At 51.4% G+C, this 20247-nt stretch carries 13 protein-coding genes; 6 read left to right on the forward strand and 7 right to left on the reverse strand.

Annotated elements, in window-relative coordinates:
* The first annotated feature begins 81 nt into the window (after positions 1-81).
* Together purM and tsaD are read left to right on the forward strand one after the other, a co-directional pair.
* On the forward strand, positions 82-1125 hold the full coding sequence (gene purM / locus F608_RS0128520; RefSeq protein WP_022669166.1) for a phosphoribosylformylglycinamidine cyclo-ligase: 1044 nt from the start codon (positions 82-84) through the stop codon (positions 1123-1125).
* A 19-nt stretch (positions 1126-1144) separates the two neighbouring features.
* Complete coding sequence (tsaD, locus tag F608_RS0128525) at positions 1145-2140, forward strand: tRNA (adenosine(37)-N6)-threonylcarbamoyltransferase complex transferase subunit TsaD (protein WP_022669167.1); 996 nt, start codon at positions 1145-1147, stop codon at positions 2138-2140.
* Positions 2141-2327: 187 nt separating this feature from the next.
* Here the strand turns inward: tsaD and F608_RS37050 are convergent, their stop codons facing one another.
* The 6 genes from F608_RS37050 to F608_RS0128565 all read right to left on the reverse strand — a co-directional run bounded on the left by F608_RS37050 (position 2328) and on the right by F608_RS0128565 (position 11250).
* Positions 2328-4973, reverse strand: a complete 2646-nt coding sequence (locus tag F608_RS37050; protein ID WP_022669169.1) for a PAS domain-containing sensor histidine kinase — start codon at positions 4971-4973, stop codon at positions 2328-2330.
* The gene (locus F608_RS0128540; protein WP_022669170.1) at positions 4963-5289 is read right to left on the reverse strand and encodes a hypothetical protein; all 327 of its coding nucleotides are present in this window, start codon (positions 5287-5289) and stop codon (positions 4963-4965) included. Before F608_RS0128540 ends, F608_RS37050 begins: the two co-directional genes overlap by 11 nt.
* Before the next feature lie 277 nt (positions 5290-5566).
* A complete protein-coding gene (locus tag F608_RS0128550; RefSeq protein ID WP_208599557.1) occupies positions 5567-7639 on the reverse strand; it encodes a TonB-dependent receptor plug domain-containing protein in 2073 nt (690 codons plus the stop codon).
* A gap of 872 nt (positions 7640-8511) precedes the next feature.
* The gene (locus tag F608_RS0128555; RefSeq protein ID WP_244154348.1) at positions 8512-9525 is read right to left on the reverse strand and encodes a glycoside hydrolase family 3 N-terminal domain-containing protein; all 1014 of its coding nucleotides are present in this window, start codon (positions 9523-9525) and stop codon (positions 8512-8514) included.
* On the reverse strand, positions 9491-9811 hold the full coding sequence (locus tag F608_RS36615; RefSeq protein ID WP_022669174.1) for a DUF8180 domain-containing protein: 321 nt from the start codon (positions 9809-9811) through the stop codon (positions 9491-9493). Before F608_RS36615 ends, F608_RS0128555 begins: the two co-directional genes overlap by 35 nt.
* Positions 9808-11250 carry a DNA integrity scanning protein DisA nucleotide-binding domain protein gene (locus tag F608_RS0128565; protein ID WP_022669175.1) on the reverse strand — a complete coding sequence of 481 codons (1443 nt, stop codon included), beginning with the start codon at positions 11248-11250 and terminating at the stop codon, positions 9808-9810. Before F608_RS0128565 ends, F608_RS36615 begins: the two co-directional genes overlap by 4 nt.
* Before the next feature lie 175 nt (positions 11251-11425).
* Between F608_RS0128565 and F608_RS0128570 the strand changes: the two genes are divergently transcribed.
* Positions 11426-12148 carry a TIGR04211 family SH3 domain-containing protein gene (locus tag F608_RS0128570; RefSeq protein ID WP_022669176.1) on the forward strand — a complete coding sequence of 241 codons (723 nt, stop codon included), beginning with the start codon at positions 11426-11428 and terminating at the stop codon, positions 12146-12148.
* Positions 12149-12243: 95 nt separating this feature from the next.
* On the opposite strand, the gene F608_RS0128575 is transcribed toward F608_RS0128570, so the two are convergent.
* Positions 12244-13635, reverse strand: a complete 1392-nt coding sequence (locus F608_RS0128575) for an aspartate kinase (protein WP_244154349.1) — start codon at positions 13633-13635, stop codon at positions 12244-12246.
* 194 nt (positions 13636-13829) lie between these two features.
* On the opposite strand from F608_RS0128575, the gene F608_RS0128585 reads away from it, so the two are divergent.
* The 3 genes from F608_RS0128585 (at position 13830) to F608_RS0128595 (ending at position 20153) form a co-directional block, all read left to right on the forward strand.
* A complete protein-coding gene (locus F608_RS0128585; RefSeq protein WP_022669179.1) occupies positions 13830-15518 on the forward strand; it encodes a long-chain-fatty-acid--CoA ligase in 1689 nt (562 codons plus the stop codon).
* A 93-nt stretch (positions 15519-15611) separates the two neighbouring features.
* The gene (gene acnA, locus F608_RS0128590) at positions 15612-18290 is read left to right on the forward strand and encodes an aconitate hydratase AcnA (RefSeq protein ID WP_022669180.1); all 2679 of its coding nucleotides are present in this window, start codon (positions 15612-15614) and stop codon (positions 18288-18290) included.
* A 138-nt stretch (positions 18291-18428) separates the two neighbouring features.
* A complete protein-coding gene (locus tag F608_RS0128595; protein WP_022669181.1) occupies positions 18429-20153 on the forward strand; it encodes an NAD-dependent malic enzyme in 1725 nt (574 codons plus the stop codon).
* Positions 20154-20247 lie beyond the last annotated feature (94 nt).

The raw sequence follows: 20247 nt of genomic DNA on the forward strand, positions 1-20247 counted from the left end.
CTTTTGACTTTTCGACCGGTTGCGTTTATTATTGCAGGGCTTTAAAACGGAATAATCCTTAATCCACGAAGGTAGATTTTTATGAGCGACTCCCTGACATATGCAGATTCAGGTGTTGATATTGATAAGGCAAATGAACTGGTCGACCGGATAAAAGATCTGGCAAAATCCACCCCCCGTTCCGGTGTAATGGGAGAGATCGGTGGTTTTGGCGGACTTTTTTCCCTGAATCTTTCCAATATCTCAAACCCTGTTCTGGTCAGCTCCACAGACGGAGTGGGGACCAAACTGAAAATCGCATTTCAAATGGACAAACATGACACCATCGGCATTGATCTGGTGGCCATGTGCGTCAACGATATCATTGTCCAGGGGGCAAAGCCCTTGTTTTTCCTGGATTATCTTGCCATGGGAACCCTTGACAACCGGGTGGCCGAGCAGATCGTTGCCGGAATAGCCCGGGGCTGCACCGACGCCGGCTGCGCCCTGATCGGCGGGGAAACCGCTGAGATGCCGGGTATGTATTTGGAAGGGGAGTATGACATGTCCGGGTTTGCCGTGGGCATCGTGGACAACGATAAAATCATCGACGGCTCCTATGTACGGCCCGGCCACCAACTCATCGGCATTGCCTCCAGCGGGGTTCACTCCAACGGGTTCTCCCTGGTTAGAAAAATCCTCTTTGAAAAATGCGGATACACGGTCTCCACCAAGATTCCGGATCTGGGCATCACCCTGGGAGAGGAACTGCTCAAGCCCACCATAATTTACGTTCAGACCATCCTCAGCCTGCTCAGGGATCTTCCTGTCCACGGGCTGGTCCATATCACCGGCGGCGGCATTGATGAAAACATCATCCGGGTCATGCCCGATGTCTGCAAGGCGATCATCCGTAAGGACGCCTGGGAAGTGCCCCCCATATTCAAACTCCTGCAGAAAGAGGGCAAGGTTTCAGACGAGGAAATGCACCGGACCTTTAACAACGGCATCGGCATGGTCACCATTGTCCCTGAACCTTCTGCCCAGGAGATCATGGACCGGCTGGCTGCCATGGATATCAAGGCCTATCATATCGGGGAAATCACCCCCAGGGAAAACAATGAAATCCAGACCCAATGGGTCTGATTCCCATTGACTCACATCCATGATCATTCTCGGGATTGAATCTTCCTGCGACGAAACCGCTGCTGCAGTGGTGGAAGACAGGACCCGGATCCTCTCTTCTGTTGTGGCCTCCCAGGTGGATGTCCACCACAGATACGGCGGGGTGGTACCGGAACTGGCCTCCCGCATGCACGTGGAAGCCATCATCCCGGTGGTGGATGAAGCCATACAAAAGGCCGGAATCTCCCTGGACCAAATCAACGGGGTAGCCGCCACCCGGGGTCCCGGACTCATCGGTGCCCTGCTGGTGGGATTCTCATTTGCCAAGGCCTTTGCCCATGCCAGGAACCTGCCCCTTGCCGGGGTCAACCACCTGGAAGCCCATATTTATTCCCTTTTCCTGATGGACGATCCGCCGGCCCTGCCCCTGATCACACTGGTGGTCTCGGGGGGACACACCAATATCTATTATGTGGCTTCAAAGACCCAATTCGAACTCATGGGCCAGACCCGGGACGATGCAGCCGGGGAGGCCTTTGACAAGGTCTCCAAGATGCTCGATCTGGGATACCCCGGGGGGCCTGTGATTGAAAAGCTGGCCCGGACGGCTTCACCCAACATTCAATTTCCCCGGAGTCTCCTGGAAAAGAACAGCTTTGATTTCAGTTTCAGCGGACTCAAATCCGCCGTGGCCAGGTTTATCCACGAACAAAAGATCTCTTCGCCTAAGGACAAGGCCCGGGTGGCAGCCTCGTTCCAGGCCGCGGTGATTGATGTGCTCGGCACCAAGCTCATCCAGGCTGCCCAGGCCCGAAACTGCCCTAGGATCGGAATCTCTGGCGGGGTTTCAGCCAACCAGACCTTTGCCCAGGCATTAAGGGAAAGGGCCGGAAAAGAGGGGATCCGGGTCTTTGCCCCGCCCGCCTCCCTGTGCGGGGACAATGCCGCCATGATTGCGGCCAGGGGATCGGTGATGATTGAGCAGGGGGATTTGTGCATTCATGAGCATGATGTTTTTTCACGGAATAAAATTTAGAACATTTTTGAATGATGATGTAAGAATGCTTCGCACCGGTTTAAAGGAGCCTCATCCCGGCATCACTGAAAAGATGATCTGCCGTTCAATCACCCGCCGCCCCCCTTCGAAAAAAAAATCAGCAGACAAAATCCTTCCGAACTGTAAAGACCTCTTTTTAATGCTTGTTTGATTGTCCCTGTGTTAATCACATTTTTCCTTCGAGTGGCAAGCGTATGATAAAGGTCGTTCCAGAGCCGATTTGGGACACCACCTGCATATCGCCTCCATGATTTTCAGTAATGATGAAATATGACACGGAAAGACCAAGACCGGTACCAACGCCTACAGCTTTGGTGGTAAAAAAAGGCTCAAAGACCCTTTTGCATGTTGCATCGTCCATCCCCGGCCCATTGTCTTCAATTTCAATTCTCAGCATGGCGTTTTCATTTTCAACAGAAATTCTAAGGATAAAACAAGGGGGAACATCTTTAGCAGCATGCTCCGATTGCATGGCCTGGGCACCGTTGCGCAGAATATTCAATATGACCTGCTGAATTTTTGTTCCTTCACAGGGAACCATGGGAAGATTCTCCTCGTATTCTTTGATAATTTTGATTGTTTTAAAATCATATTGTTTTTTCAGATCAAAATCTGTAGACGCAAGTTCAATAATCTTATCCATCAGTTGCCCCATATGATGGCTGCTGACACTCGCATCTGTTTTTCTGGCAAAGCTGAGCATATTATCAACAATACCCGCCATCCGTTTACCGGACTCGTTAATGGCATCCACCATCCGGAAAATACCTCTTTTCTCCATGAATACGTTTAAATTCTCCATGGAAACACCGCTGGCTTCCGCAGCACGAAGGTTGGCCGGCATATTCGGGTCATTGAGCCTTGATTTCAAAACCTGGGCGGTCTGCATAATTCCGGCCAGGGGATTGTTAATCTCATGGGCCATGCCCGCGGCAAGTCCGCCAACAGACAGCATCTTTTCAGACTGCACCATCATTTCTTCCAGCCGGACCTGTTCCGTCACGTCATCAATCCGGATAACGGCGCCTTCAACCCCATTGGCCACCAGAGGATAGATCGTAACATCCTCATACCGTGTCTGGTCTTCTTCTTTTCGTGCCTGTCGCGGATCAGAGCAAATCTGCCTCATATTAATAGCCTGCCTGACACTCTCCAGTTTATCGGAGAGAACAGGGAATGCTTTGTGAAGCGGCTGTCCTTTTGCTGATTCCGGTGAAATACCTGTGACCTGTTGTGCTTTCCGGTTCCATTGAGTAACCTGGCCGTCCCTGTCCACCCCCACCAGCACCGACGGCATGGAGTCGATGATATTGGCAAGATAATTGCGCAGACTTCGAAGCTCTGCTTCCACTAATTTTTTTTCCGTAATATTTATTGCCAGGCCGTACAAACCGGCAACCTTATCATCGTCGTTATAAAAAGGCGTCAGGAAAGTGTCAAATACAGTACCGGATACCTCTGTCTCGTATTCACAGTATTCGCCTTTCAATGCTTTTTTCAGATTTTCGATAATGAGAGAATTGTCCTGATATAAATCAAAGGCAGACAATCCCACAACTTCTGCGGGCTGCAGCCCGAGGGCCGCAAGTTCCCGGCCCTCTGACAGGGTAAAAATCCCATTTTCGTCTGCCGACCAGACAATGACCGGAAGTGTATTGTAAATGGCTTTGAGCTGATTAAAGTTTTGTTTCAGAGCCTCTTCCGATAGTTTCTTTTCAGTGATGTCCCTGAAATACCAGACCCGCCCGAGATGGTTTTGTTCAGGATCAAACATGGGAGAGGAGTAATGGTCAACGATTCGGCCGTCCTTTAACACGAGTTCTCCATGGCTTTTTTCTTCAGGGTGCTCGTTCAGATTTACCATCTTGTCATGGAACAGATCAGGCATGGCAAGCCTGTCAAGAATCAGGTCAAGCGCCTGTTCCTTTATCATTGAGGGCGCAATATCTTTCGGAATACGCCACATTTTAAAAAATTGCCGGTTTGACAGGACCTGCCTGTCTGTCGCATCCAGCACGAGTATGGCATCCAGAGATGTTTCCTGCTGGGTTGAAAGGATAACATTTAAAGCTACCAGATTGGACGTGTCTTTACGTATCCTGCTGAAAAGGTCATCCAGGGCTGATTTTATCAGTTGGACCTCATTGCTGACCACACCTTTCAGCCGGGGCAGACTTTTATTTGCATCGCCGCTCCGGCGGCTCAGCATACGGGCCAGTTCGTTCAGGGGGCGCAGAAGAATGATAACAGACCACCAGCTCAGGAATAAAAGCACAAGGATATAGACCGTACCGATGAGAAATCCTTTCTGGACATCCTTTTTCACGCGAAGGAAAAAAGCTTTGCTGCCGTAAAACCTGGCAATTCCCAGAAGTTCATTGGTTTCATTGGAAAAGACCGGGACTTCAACTTCATAGCCCCAGATCCCCTGTCCCGGCCCGCCTGTTATGCTGCTGACCAGATCCAGCGACTCCGGCTCTGCATCAACGGCATCATAGTCCATCTCCAGCTCCACGGAAAGAACCAGCGGCATTCCGGACAATGGATCTTTCAGCAGCAGAAGGGTTTCCATTAATCTGACAACCTGGTCCTTGTCAATATCAGGCTCGGACAACCGGGTCGATAATGCAAGGGTCTGAGATTGGGCCAGGGATCTGATATTGGATTCAACTCCCGCCTCCAGACGGGGCTCAAGAACGGTTATCCAGTAAACCAGCAGCAAGCCTTCCATCACAGCTGCAAGAATTATAAACATCATGGTGATGCGCCCTTTGAGGGAAGACCAGTATCCGGACTTATACTTAGTCTTCATAATGTTTCGATACCCTCAGAAAGAAAGGCTTTATCTTTATGCCGGAAGCATCCAGAGTCCTCTGGTTGATATACGGCAGCATTCTTTCGCTGATATGAATACCTCCCAGGACCCCGGCCTCCACATCGCCTTCAAATGGTGAAAACACGATAATCTTGTGGAGTTTGCCGAAATTGATGACCCGCTCCAGGTCGTCGCTGATTTCCTGGACCAGGAAAATGCCCGCCGGCGGTTCCTTCGAATACTGTTCCAGGGAAGTGTCGGTAGTGACTTCTACCCGAATCGGGATCCCATGAATGCGTCCGTTATCTTCCAAATCTTGCGCAATATTTTTGGCACTGTTTTTATTGTCTTTGTATATCAGAACCAGAAGAAGGGATCCGTCAGCCCCCTTTTTCCTCCGGATATCCAGGTCTGCCGTCAGGACGCTTTGGAAAAGGCTGAGGCCCGCTTGAAGTCGGATTTCTTCTGTTTCCAGTGAATGGGCACTGCTCCAGACAAAACAAAGAAAGAGCAGAAGCAGCAGCAGGCCGGTTCACCTTGGGAAGAGGTCACGGCCCGGCTTATTCTCCATGGCCCTGATTAAGTGCCTGCTAGAATTCATAACTTAGGCTCATCCACCATCTTCTGCCGGGACGGGGATAATCCTGGGCATATGTCGGCACCACGTTTCCTGAAAAATCAAAGGTGGTCACTGCCGGATCACGGACATCCGCATCAAAGATATTTTTCACCCCCATTCGCAACGTCAGACCTGATATCCACAGATTGTTAAATGTACCGGTAGTATCCATTGTAAAGTAGGCATTCAGGTCATCCCGGGTATCCAGAGGCTCCCTGTTTCGATCACCAACATAACGACCCTGGAGGTTAAAGATTATGTCTGGACTGTATTCATACAGCAGCCCGATATTGCCAAGCCAGTTGGCGATAATTGATGTGGTTCCGTCCAGTGTAGTGTCTGCGTCAACATAAGACAGAGTCCCATCCAGTTTCAGGTGGCTTCCCAACCGCTGTTCAAGGGAATATTCCACCCCCTTGATATCGGTTGATTCATCGGAATTGACGTACGTTCCGGCCACCGGATCCGATACAATAAGGTTCTCTAAATCTGAATAGAAAACGGTTATTCGGGAAACGTGCCCGGTTGAACGGTATATATATCCCAGTTCATAGGTATCCACGGTTTCACTGTCAATATCTTTATTGCCCAGTAGAATAGGATTGTTTTTGGTGTACATCTGGTTAAAGGTCGGCGGGCGGAATGCATGGGCATACTGGGTCTTGAAAATATGGTTGTCCGTGGCCCGCCAGACCACCGCCAGCCTGGGACTTAAGTCCGAACCCACATCATCATAATAATCGAAACGAAGGCCTGCAGTGATCCCAACAGCCGGGCCCACTTCAATCTCATCCTGCAGGGTGATACTGTTCCGAAAGCGGTCTATATTTTCATCCATCCAGCTTTCCGAACCTGAAAACCGTGTCATGGAAGAAATAGGGGCGCCGGTGGACGGTATGAAATTGGTTTCATGCCAGATTTCTTCCACCTCTATTTTTGAAAAGGAATAGTCCAGTATTAAGGTGTGACGATCAAAACCTTCCCAGTTCAGATCAATACCGCCGTCAATCCTGGATTCCCGGTAATAGGGCTGGACAATCATCCCGTCCGTATAAATCCCGGCATACCCGGCAGGGGCAAAAACCATATTCGAAGTGGCATACTCGTGCTCAAGGTACCCCAGTGACAGGGCCACTTCCAGGCCTGATACGGGGTTGAACTCCTGCTGCACCTGGGCACCGTAATTTTTAAACTGAAATTTAATGCCGTTGTCAGGCGGCGGCAGAAAACTGCCGAAACCAAAATGATCTCCAAACCCATGTTCAAGATAATAGGCAGATACTGAAAAATCCTTAAGGGCGAACTCAAGCATCCCCGTGCGTTCTCTCTGCACTTCGTTGGCCGGTCCCGGGGCGCTGGAAATATCCGCCATCCCAAGATTGTAGGCCGTATCTTCTCCTGAACCGGTATCTGCTCCGTCGGAGTTTGCCCATGCCAGATTGATACTGAGTGAAAGATCCTTTTCCGGCTCACTAAAAGACCATATGCCGGTCCCCATAAAAGAACGGTAACTTCCCACGGATCCGGTTATCTTGTTCTGGCCTTTTTTCGTGATCACATTGACTACACCGGCATAGGCATACCCGCCGTGAACAGCGGATCCGGGACCCACAATCACTTCAATGCGGTCAACCTGGGCAATGGGCAGGTAGGGAACCATCCATGCCTGCCCCAATTGTGCCGTATTCATGGCAATGCCGTTTACCTGATATTTTATGTGTCCGCCTGCTCCTGTTTTGCCAACCCCCCTTGCCACGATGTCGATTGAGCCACCGGAGATGATGGAGGTTTCAATCCCCGGCACCAAGTTCAGGGCCTCCCATACGAACTGCACGCCCCTGGCCTGTAAATCATCACCGTTCAATACCGTGACCATGCCCGGAACGAAATCCGCGTTCAGTTTTGATTTGGTGGCCAGTTCGGTGTATTTATCCAGGATATGGAGCAGGTCTTCCAGCTCTTTTTCATCCCCTGTTTCATCAGCCCGGGTAACGATCCTGTCCGGAGCCCGGGTTGCCTGGTCCTGTGCAGCAGCAGAATGCACGGGAAGCAGCCCCGGGATAAGGCATACCATCAGGAAATAAAATGCCGCCGCATACGTTTCTATTTTCCTAGAGTTTTTTTTCTTTCCTGTTGTTTAAAAAAAGCTTTCATGAAGAGCATAGAAACACCTTGAAAAAAAACAGATAACACCTTGAAACGTTAAGGTCTCTAACAAGCATATCCGTTTTTACGAAAATTAATTAAGTGTATCACGACGTAGTTTTAATATTTGGCATGTTGACCCTGCCATGGCTTTTACTGGAGTATAAACAATGATATAATGCCGGTCAACACTTTTAAGCGGCCCAAACGCTGAATGGACTTGCAGACGATTCCTGCCTGGATAAATCCAAGCGATTTTCGCATTTGGCGGTAATTCACACTTTTCATCCATATCTGCCCCGGCGCTGCTCCATTTCCAATCCTCAGGACGTTTTGCAAGACCGGCACGGACCGGGTTATACTCAATATACTGCGTGTACGCCAACAAGTAACTTTCTTCCGTGATAAATGATGCGAACCGCCCCTGCCATAAATGACCGCGTCAACCTTCCCTGAAATTGATCATTCTCGTACATCGCCGGTGTGCTTCCCCAACGGCCGGATTTAATCCATCCTTGGTTTCAGGAACTGCAATCAGGTGAATGTGATTGAGCATCAGGCAATAAGCCCATATTTAGACCTTATCGTTCAAACACCATTCCGCCATCAAAGCCATACAGGCTTTAAAGTCCTGATCGCTGAAAAATGTCTGCTGCCGTATATTCCCCCTTTGTGTAATGTGATGGGAAAAACCTGGAAAGCAACAGAAAATTGTCTACAAAAAAAGAAGGGTTGACAGAATGTGGGTCGGTTCCGAGCCTGCTGTTCTCGCTAAAACAACTCCGACAGATACTTTTTCTTGGCTGCCATGATCCTGTCCAGGGATTCCCGGCCTGCTGAATAGAGCTTTTCATCGGTTTCCAGAAGCCGGACCATCTCGTTGAAGGCGATTTCCATATTGGGTCCCTGATGGCAGATCAGGGCCAGATCGATTCCGGCCCTGAGGATCTGATGAACGCAGGTTTCCATGTCGTGGGAAATGGCCTTCATGTCCAGGTCATCGGTCAGGGTCAGGCCGGAATATCCCAGGCCTTTGCGTACCATCTCTCCGGCAATAACCGGGGAGAGGCTGGCCTGCCACTGGTCATCCAGGCGGGGATAGGAGATATGGGAGAGCATAATGCCTGAAACCCCGGCTTTCTTGGCCGCGGCAAAGGGGATGATATCCGCCTCTTCCAGAGTTTCAGGGTCGATGTCGAGTACGGGCAGGAAATGATGGGAGTCCTTGATGGTCCGGCCAATACCCGGGAAATGCTTGGCCACGGCCATGATCCCGTTTTCCTGCAGGGTTTTGATGACCCGGCAGCCGAGAAGGGAAACCCTTTGGGCATCCCCGGGGAAGGCCCGGTCTTTCATGATGGAATCCAGGCCTTTGGGAGCCACATCCATGACCGGAGCCAGATTCATGTTGATTCCGGCACCCTTCAGCTCTTGAGCCGTGATCCGGGCAAATTGCTCTGCCTCCTGCTCCGTCCGGATAAAGGGATTCCCTGGAAATTCGGTAAAAGGGGCCCGCAGCCGGGCCACGGTCCCGCCCTCCTGGTCAACGGCAATGAACAGCGGGGGCAGTCCCAGGGATGCGGCAAACTCCCGGGCCTGGCTGCAGAGCCGGGCCACCTGGTCCGGTGACTCGATGTTCTGCCGGAACAGGATGATCCCCCCGGCCTTAAACCGGTCGATGATCTCCTCCACATCCCGGTTGAACCGGGTGCCCTCGAACCCCAGCATGAGCCGCTGGCCGGCCAGGGTTTCAGGATTTTCCCAGTGCATTCTTTGCCTTTTCAAGGGCCCGGGTTACCTCCCCGGAAAGGCGGCAGGCTTCCCTGAGGCTGGAGGCAATATCCGCCAGGCCGGACTGACGGGCCTTATCCGCCCATGACAGATAATTATCCTTGTGGCTCTCATTGTGATCCACCCAATGGGAAAGCAGGGTGGCAAGTTTCTCCTCCATGCTCATTTCGCCGTCATGGGAATGGTCGTGGGAATGACCATGGTCATGATCGTTATCGTGGCTATGGTCGTGGGAGTGGCCGTGGGAATGATCGTGGTCGTGGTCGTGGTCGTGGCTCATAGTTGGACTCCTTTTAGGTATTTTTCCAGGGTGATCAGTTCCGGTGAATAAGCATAACTGGGTTTCCACTGGGAAAAGGCATTGATCTCTATTCCGTTGTAAATAATCGATACAGGCCGGTCTGAAGACACAACCACGACAATGATCCTGGGATTGTCCGCGGAAAACCGCAAAGCCGAGTTGTACCTGGCACCCCGGGCCATATTTTCGCAATTGATGGTTTTCCCGTCCAGCAGGCAGCCGAATCCGTGAATATGGCTATCCGCAGTCAGGTGCACGGCACCGTCTATCTTGAGAAGAGACCGGGCCAGGCTGATATTTTTCGGCTCCAGCAGGCTCAGGGAGGGTTCCAATACATGGCCGGAAAGGGGTACGGGGATTTCGTTCAGATCAATCACCAAAGTACACCCGTGGCGGGCCCGTCCTGCGCTGTGAACCAGGTTGGTGACCATCTGGAAAAGAACAGTGGACGTTTCGGTTTCCATGTCCGAATCCATGAGCAGTTCTTCCAGTTCCACCATCTTGGCTTCCCGGGTGGTGGAGTGGAAGCTGCCGTCAAAGAAAGAGGCCAGGTTTTCGTTTCCGATTTTCAGAAACCCGTAATCCCCCTTAAACTCAACGGCGATGGCATAGTCGGGTGTTTCTCCATCCGTGATGCCGATGATGGACATACCGTCCGACACCAGTTTTCGGTTTGACCTTTCCACCGCCACAAGCAGCTTTCTGATATGCTTGACATTGGAAACCAGGGGCTGCTCATGCTTCTGGATCTTGGTGATAAAATCGATTCCGTCGATCTGCCAGGGATCCACAAAACAGAGGGTTCCCCTGGCCCAGGCCCCCTCCTCCCGGGTCTTGGATATGTTCAGGATATAGTTGAGGATGGGAGGGATCTGGATCTTGCTGTCAAACCGCAGGTTTTTTTCCCTTTCATCCACAATGGAATCGGCAATGGCCTGAAGGGAGTAGTTTTTTAATACATAATCCGAGGCATTGATAGCTGTGCTGCTTGCGTTATAGTCATGGATGAGGAGGGTGGCGGCCTGCTCCAGCCACCGTTCCGTGGGCCCTTTGGAACACATGTCCGGATGGTGTTCCGTAAACCAGATCTGGTAAAAGAAGTCCGAACAGCTTCCTCCGCAGGAAATCAGGCCCGAGAGGGCCAGGTCTTTTTCGGGGATCAGATATCCCTTGGGCTGGGCCGCTATTTTCCCCTGTATCCTCTCCCGCCAGTGGCCGTTCTGGGTGTAGAACATCTCTTCGAGTCTGGATTCATGCCCCCGGAGCAGTCCCTTGGGATCGAATATCATCAGGGGGTCATCGGACCGTGCGGCGAAAATCATGCTCACCCGGCTGGCCCGGGTAAATTTGGAAAGCCCCTCTGTCACCCCGTTAAGGATGTTGGCAATGCATAGTTTTTTGTATAAATCCTGATTCATTTTCCCTGAACCCGCTAAAAGGTTCTGAAATCCCTTTTGGGACCCTGCTCGTTTTGATACATTTGTTCCACGCCCTTTGGCAAGTTTTTTTTAAGGATAGTTTTTCCCCTGGGTATTGTAAAATAGCACAAGGACTGCTATTGAAACAAAAAAAAACTATGGAGGCAATAAAAATATGAGAAAAATCTTTTTAGGATTTGCCGTTCTTGCGCTCCTGTTCCATGGGTTTGCCCCATATGTCCAGGCCAGGACCGGCTACGTGTCTGATATGCTGATTCTCACATTCAGGGAGGGACCGTCCAAAAGCTTTGCTGTTAAAAAGGCACTGCAGAGCAACACCCCCTTAGAGGTTCTGGAGGAAAAAGACGGATATTTAAATGTCCGTCTGACCTCCGGCGAAACCGGCTGGGTTGAAAAACAATATGTGGTTTACGATCCGCCGAAAACCATTATTATCGAAAAGCTGACCCAGCAGAACCAGGCCCTGGAAAAAGAACTTGAAGCCCTCCAGGCCGAACTTGAAAACGATAAAAGGCGATTATCCGAACAGGCTGAGACCAGTGAAGAGAAAACAGCCTCCATGAAGTCGGCCCTGGAAGAGGCCCGGAAAAAAGTTGAATCCCTTGAAGGAGAGGTAAAGTCTCTCCAGGAAAAATACGATACCCTTCTGGCCCAGTCCGGGGATGTCCAGCAGATCGTCAAAAAGAGTGAGCTCCTGACCCGGGAGAACAAGCAACTTGCCAAGGATATCGCCCTGCTGGAAAACCAGACCAGCCATCAGTTCAGAACCGGTATGATCAAGTGGTTCCTGTCCGGGGTGGGGGTTCTCCTCCTGGGCTGGATCCTGGGAAACAGTGTTTCTTCAAGAAAAAAAAGAAGGAGTTCTCTTCTGGATTAGCCTGGGTCGGAAACCGGTTCATCACAATCCATGGGAAAGAGGCGGGAACCAAGAAGTTCAGGTTCCCGCCTCTTTCTGTTAAAGAAAACTGAAAATCAGTCGAAGAAAGTGGCGTGCAGGGCCTGGATGGTATCGTCCAGGCTGCTTTCCTGAACCAGAAAATAAAGGGCCGCATCCGAGGTACCCGAAGAGATCATCTCCACATTGACATTGGCACGGGACACGGCGGTAAAACATTTGGCTGCAATTCCCCGGTTCAGGTGCAACCCCTCACCCACAATACTGACCAGGGCGACATCGGCCCGGAATGAAGCTTCCCTAAAAGGTATTGGACGGATATTTCCAACGCATTCATGGGCCCTGCCAATATCCTTTCTGGAAACCAGGAGGCTGATACAGGTCTGGGAGGTGATCACGGATTTGATGTTGATGCCCTGCCCGGAAACGGCTTCCGTAATCAGGGAGAGAATTCCCTGCCGGGCCCCCACGCCCGAGGCATGGATCTTTAATATGGATATATCTTTTGTATAGGAAACACTCTTGATGACCCTGTCCGTTTCAATGGCATCACCGGTGATCAGGCTTCCCCGGGCATCGGGATCATAGGTATTCTTAATGGCGATATCGATCCTTGACGCCCGGACCGGTTCAACGGTGCGGGGATGGAGTATCCCTGCCCCGGTATAGGCCAGCTCGGCCGCCTCCTCATAGGTCAGCCTGGGAATCAGTCTGCAATGGGGAATATTGTCCGGGTCCGCCGTCATGAAGCCGGGTGTATCCTTCCAGATCTCAAGAACCTCAGCCCGGACCCCGGCGGCCACAACAGCCGCGGAGTAGTCCGATCCCCCCCGCCCGAAGGTGGTGATTTCCCCGGTTTCACTGATCCCGTAGAATCCCGGGACAAAAAGGACCTTGCTTCCGGTCATCTCTCTTTCCATGAAAGCCTTTAAATTCTCCCCGGTCGGATTCATAAGCGCCGTGGCATCCATGAATTTCCCGTCGGTGATGATGCCGAGTTCTTCGGGCAGGGCTATACCCGTGTCCACCCCCAGCAATTCAACCGCCCCGGAAAGAACCAGGGCCGACATACGCTCCCCGAATGTGGCCACCATGTCCCGCATCCTGGGGGTAGCCTCCCTTGTAAAACTGATGCCGTAATAATATCTTTCCAGTTTGTGGAGAACACGATCCATCTTCTCTTTGAGTTCATGAATCCGGGCCGGATCGCTGAATAGAAAATGAATAATTTCATGGTGCAGGGTTTTGAGTTGGGTTATGGTTTTTCCAATGCTTTCTTCCGATTCCAGAGAGGATTCGATTCCGGAAAGCAGGATATTGGTAACCCCGTAAAAGGCGGAAACCACAAATATATCCCCCTGTCCCCTTGAAGCGATCAATTGAATAATTGTCCTGGCGGCTTTCCCGTCCTTGAGGCATCCGCCTCCTATCTTCACGACTTTCATGGGCGGCAGGCTACCATAAATCATATCCCGGTTTCAAGCGCCCGGATAAGCTTTGGTCTTTCAGGACCGTTTGTCCGGATGCTTATTTTTCAAAACCGGCCGGTCCATGAAAATTTTAAGGTGAAACCGTTTTTTCCTTGACAGAACATTGTTTTTCTTTTTATCAAGAACCACGAAGTATCTCTTTTAACCTTACAATTTCAAAAAAGGAGATGATCTTGTCTGACCAAAGCATTTATACAAAAAAAATATGGCTCAATTCCTATGAGCAGGGAATCAGCGGAAGCGTTGACTTCAAGGATATTCTCATCCCCCAATACCTTGAAAATTCCGCCAAAGATTACCCTGACAAGACAGCCCTGGTTTTCCAGGGATTTTCCATGAGCTACAGGGAGCTGAACGAAATGGTGGCAAGATTTTCGGCGGCACTCAAGAGCTTTGGGATTCAAAAGGGGGACAGTGTGGCCATCCTTCTGCCCAACGTGATCCCCTGTGTGGTTGCCTATTACGCCACCTTAAGGATCGGGGGGGTCGTGGTGTTCAACAACCCGCTTTATTCAGACAGGGAACTGGAGCATCAGTTTACGGATTCAAATTCAAAATTTCTCATCACCCTGGATCTGCTGGTCAAGCGCATGGTGGAACTCAGAAAAAAAACAAAGATAAAAACCATTGTCTACACCTCCATTGGAGATTATCTTCCCTTTGTCAAGCGACTGCTCTTTCCCCTGGTAGCCAAAAAGAAGGGCCTGGCTGCCAATGTCTCCCCTGCATCCGATCTTCACAAATTCAAAGATGTGATTGCAGCAAATGAACCAGACTATTCCCAGACCGAAGTCAGCATGGACGATATTGCCATGTACCAGTATACCGGCGGGACCACCGGGGTTTCCAAAGGGGTCATGCTTACCCATAAAAACATCTCCCACCAGATCCAGCAGGTCCAGGCCTGGTTCCCTTCCTTTAAGCAGGGGGATGAAGTCATGCTGGGTGCCCTTCCCTTTTTCCATGTATTCGGCATGTCCACCTCCATGAACTTTGCCGTAAGCATGGCATGGTCCAATATCCTGGTGCCCAAGCCCCAGCCCGAACCTCTCCTGGAGGCCGTCTCCAAGTTCAAGGTCACCTTTGCCCCCCTTGTGCCCACCATGTATATCGGCATGCTGGACCACCCGAACATTGAGCACACGGATCTGACTTCCGTCAAGGGATGCTTTTCAGGGTCTGCGCCCCTTCCCCTGGAGGTCATCAATAATTTCCAGGAAAAGACAGGTGCCGTCATCGTCGAGGGATACGGCCTCACCGAAACCACACCGGTCACCCATATCAATCCCTTCAAGGGAACCCGGAAAGTGGGATCCATCGGTCTGCCCATCCCGGAAACCGAGTGCAGGATCGTCGACATTGACGATCCTGAAAAGGAAATGCCCGTGGGCCAGGCCGGAGAGTTGCTCATGAGGGGGCCCCAGGTCATGAAAGGATACCTGAACAAACCCGAAGAAACCGAAAAAACAATTACCCCGGACGGATTTCTCCATACCGGGGACGTGGCCAAGATGGACGAAGACGGATATTTTTACATTGTCGACCGGATCAAGGACATGATCATCTCAGGCGGCTACAATGTATATCCAAGGGATATCGACGAGGTCCTGTTCGAACACCCCAAAATCCTGGAAGCCTGCTGTATCGGTATTCCCCATCCCAAACGGGGGGAAGCGGTCAAAGCCTTTGTGGTTCTCAAAGAGGGAAAGGAAATGACCCAGCAGGAAGTCATCGACTATTGCACTGAAAAACTGGCCAAGTACAAACTGCCTGTGGAGGTGGAATTCAGGCAGGAACTGCCCAAATCCAATGTGGGGAAGATCTTGAGAAAGGATCTGAGAGTTCAAGAACAGGCCGGCTAAAATGCCATCGGGGATGATTGCTCCTTGATCTATTGCCCGTTTGATATTATTCTAGGGGATCTAATCTTAAATAATTAATCTGGGAGACCCCGAATGAAAGCCGACAATATCAGACAGGATATGCCCCTTAACGGCAAAGATCACACCCTCTACAACCTTGGCCTGCTCAAAGAAAAAGAGGTGCCGGAAATCCTGTCGCTTCCGTTTGCCGCCAGGATTCTTCTGGAAAACCTGGTTCGAAACATGGATTCATCGGGGATAAGCTGGGAGGATCTCTTATCTGCCTGTGAGTTTTACAGAACCAAATCCCAGAGCCAGATGCTGATTCCGTTTTTCCCGGGACGGGTCCTGATGCAGGACTTTACCGGGGTTCCGGCTGTGGTTGATTTTGCCGCCATGCGGGATGCTGTTCACCATGCAGGCCTTGATCCCAAAAAAATCAATCCCCTGGTTCCCGTGGACCTGGTCATTGACCATTCCATCCAGGTAGATCATTTCAGAGAAAAAAACGCTTTTTTCCTGAACGCCCAGAAAGAGTACGAAAGAAACCGGGAGCGGTACAAACTTCTCAAATGGGCCCAGGAGAATTTTGACAACTTCAGGGTGGTCCCCCCTGAATCGGGCATCTGCCATCAGGTCAACCTGGAATACCTGGCAACGGTGATCTCCACCCAAAAGACCCGGGATACCCTGTTTGCCTTTCCCGATACCCTGGTGGGAACCGACTCCCACACGACCATGATCAATTCCCTGGGCGTTCTGGGATGGGGCGTCGGGGGCATTGAGGCTGAAGCGGTCATGCTGGGACAGCCCTACTTCATGAACCTGCCGGAAATCATCGGGGTCAAATTTCTGGGAAAGCCCTCCAAACAGATCACATCCACGGATATCGCCCTCTATGTCACTGAAATCCTGCGCCGGGAGAATGTGGTTGAGAAAATCGTTGAATACACCGGACCCGGGCTTAAGAACCTGAGCCTTACCGACCGGGCCACCATTTCCAATATGGCGCCGGAATACGGGGCAACCGCAGGATTTTTTCCGGTTGACCAGCATACCCTGGACTTCCTGGTCAAAACCAATCGGAGCGATACCGCAAAAAGGGTGGAGGCCTATTGCAGGGCAACCGGATTCTTTAACACCCATGACCAGGATCTGATCTTCTCAAAAACCATCGAGGTGGACCTGTCTTCCATTGAAAGTTCCGTGGCCGGCCCCACCCGGCCCCAGGACCGGATCTCTTTGTCCGGGGTAAAAGAAAAAACCAGGTCCATCTACGATCTGGCCAATAGAAAAGAGATCCAGATTTCTCCCCCGAAAGAGGATCCCAATTTCAAGGAGACGGAAGGCACCCCCGGCCTGACCAACGGAAGCGTAGTCATTGCCGCCATTACCTCCTGCACAAACACCTCCAATCCCTACACCATGATCGGGGCCGGCCTTACGGCGCAAAAGGCCTTTGAAAAGGGATTGTCCATCCCATGGTATGTAAAAACCTCCCTTTCCCCGGGTTCCCGGGTGGTCCTGGACTACCTCAAGGAAGCCGAACTCATCGATTCCTTTGAAGCCCTGGGATTCAACAACACCGGGTTCGGGTGCATGACCTGCATCGGCAACTCCGGTCCCCTGGATCCCTATATCGAGGAATCCATCCGCTCCAATGACCTGGATGTGATCTCAGTCCTGTCGGGAAACCGGAACTTTGAGGCCCGGATTCACCAGGCTGTGAAAGGCAATTTCCTCATGTCCCCCATTCTGGTGGTCATCTATGCCATTGCCGGCAGAATCGATATCGATTTTGAGACCGAACCCCTTGGAAATGACAAAGAGGGCCGGCCCGTGTTCATGAGGGACATCTGGCCCGGGGGAGAAGAGATCAACCGGTTTGTCGAAGCCCATGTTAAACAGTCCTTTTTCAAAAACCAATATGCCAATATCTTCAAAGGAGACAAGCTCTGGCAGGAGCTTGAAGTCTCCAAGAGCACAACATTCGACTTTGATCCGGATTCCACCTATATCCGGAATCCGCCCTTTTTCAAGGATTTTTCCCCGAATGTCTCGGATCCGGAAGATATCCATGCGGCAAGGGCCCTGCTGGTCCTGGGAGATTCGGTCACCACAGACCATATCTCCCCTGCCGGGGCCATCCCTGTCGAGGCTCCGGCAGGGAAATACCTTGTGGATGCCGGGGTTCTTCCCTTTGAATTCAACTCCTACGGTTCCCGGCGGGGGAATCACGAGGTCATGATGCGGGGAACCTTTGCCAATATCCGGATCAAAAACCTGCTGGTGGAGGAAACCGGGGGGGTCACCCTGAAATTTCCGGAAAAAAAGATTGCCCCTGTTTTTGATGCGGCCGAGGAATACCAGAACCAGGAAACCCCTCTTCTGGTATTCGGGGGCAAAGAGTACGGCACGGGATCTTCCAGGGACTGGGCAGCCAAAGGCACCAGCCTCCTCGGCGTCAGAGCCGTCATCGCCGAGTCCTTTGAGCGGATCCACCGGTCTAATCTGGTGGGAATGGGGGTTCTTCCCCTGGTCTTCAGGGAAGGGGAATCCTTTGAATCCCTGGGCCTTGAGGGGGATGAAACCTTCACCATACAGGGCCTGGAGACGATTAAGCCCAACAGCCTGCTGACGATTTCAGCCCTCCGGGGGGAAGAGACCCGGGAGTTCAAGGCCATCGTAAAATTAAATACCGATATCGAAATCCAGTATATCCGGAACAAGGGAATTCTTCACTACGTGCTTCGGAATATGATCAATGAGTGATCAAAATTGTAAGAAATTTCCCTACACTACAATCAGAAATCCTTGAATTGAAGATCCGGAATCATCTTGATACTCTTACCGGGATATAGTATAGGTCAGGCTTTTTAAATGGTTACTAGATAAGGACGTATGTAAATCATGGAAATCAATCATTACGAGTTCGAATATGGTCAGTACGGCGAGACCACGGGTGTGACCATCAATCTGCGGGGATTTGACATCCTGCGGTACAACAACATCAGCAAAGGCACGGCCTTTACCATTGATGAAAGGCTCCGGCTGAAGCTGAGCGGTTTTCTGCCCCCAAGGGTAAAAACCCTTGCAGAGCAGATAAAACCCAGCCTGGACATCGTTGAAAAAAAAGAATCAGATATTGAGCGCTACATCTATATCCGCAGTCTCTATGACCGGAACGTGGTTCTGGCCCATGCCGTGATTGCCAGTGATATCATCAGGTTTCTGCCCATCATCTACACCCCCACCGTGGGCCTGGCCTGCCAGCAGTACTCGGCCCAGTTCAGACGGGCCAACGGGATTCATTTCTTCCCGGGAAATATCGACCATGCCGAAACCATTTTGAGAAATTATGTAGACCAGGACATCCGGGTGGCCGTGGTCACGGACAACCAGGGGATCCTGGGCATCGGCGATCAGGGGGCCGGGGGCATCCCCATCTGCCTGGGCAAACTCATGCTCTATACCCAGGGTGCGGGTATAGCGCCCTGGCATTGCCTGCCCATCTCCCTGGATGTGGGAACGGACAACGAAGAGCTGCTCAAGGATCCCGACTACCTGGGCTGGCGGGAGAAACGGATCCGGGGTGAAGAGTACTCCGCGTTCATTGAAAAATTCGTAAAAGCTTTCAAAACCGTATTTCCCAAGGCCCTGTGCCAGTGGGAAGACTTTTCAAAGCAGACTGCTGTTTCGGTCAGGGATAAATACGTAAAAGAGGTGATCTCCTTTAACGATGACATCCAGGGAACCGGTTCCATTGCCCTGACCGGGATCATCGCCGCCATGAAGGTCAAAAAAGAAAAAATGACGGATCAGGTATACCTGGTCCACGGGGCCGGTGCCGGCGGTGTGGGAATCGCCGAGCAGATTCTGGTTGAGCTCATGGAACAGGGACTGGGAGAAGAGGAGGCCATCTCCAGAATCTTCACCCTGGATTCCAGGGGAGTGGTTACCTCGGACCGGGATCTGGAGCCCTATAAAACCAAGTTTGCCAAGGATCCCGGCAAACTGGTCTGGCTCAAGACCCCTGAAGACAACACCCTGCACAATGTGGTTAAAAATGAAAAGGTCACCGTTCTCATCGGCACCTCGGGTCAGCCAGGCTGTTTTACACGGGAAATCGTCGATGCCGTGGGACAGAATACGGACCGGCCTGTGATTCTGCCCCTGAGCAACCCCACCACCAAGACCGAGGCTCTCCCTGAGGACCTGTACGAATGGACCGACGGAAAAGCCCTGGTGGCCACCGGTTCCCCCTTTGATCCCGTCACCCATAAGGGCAAATCCTTCCGCATCGGACAGATGAACAACGCCTTTGTGTTCCCGGGTGTGGGACTTGGGATCGTTGCCTCCGGCGCCACGGAAGTTCTGCCGGTTTTCTTTTCTGCTGCCGCCCATGCCGTTGCCGGTTTTATCAGTGACCAGGATATTTCCAACGGAATTCTCTGTCCTCCCCTTGACCATCTCAGGGAAGTCTCCATTGAAGTTGCCAAGCGCGTGGGAGCGGAAGCCATCAAAGCCGGGGTCACCCCTGATGACTGCGCCTTTTCCACCTTTAAACACAACAACGATCCGGCCAGGCTGAATACCCTCATTGAAAAGATGGCCTGGAACCCTGAATATCTTTAAGAACAGGCTTTAATCAGACCCTGCATCAGCCGTTTGCCCCTTCGGGGCAAACGGCTGATTTCATTTACGGCTCTTGATTTTAGGCCCGTTTCCC

Source organism: Desulfospira joergensenii DSM 10085 (assembly GCF_000420085.1).
GTDB lineage: Bacteria > Desulfobacterota > Desulfobacteria > Desulfobacterales > Desulfobacteraceae > Desulfospira > Desulfospira joergensenii.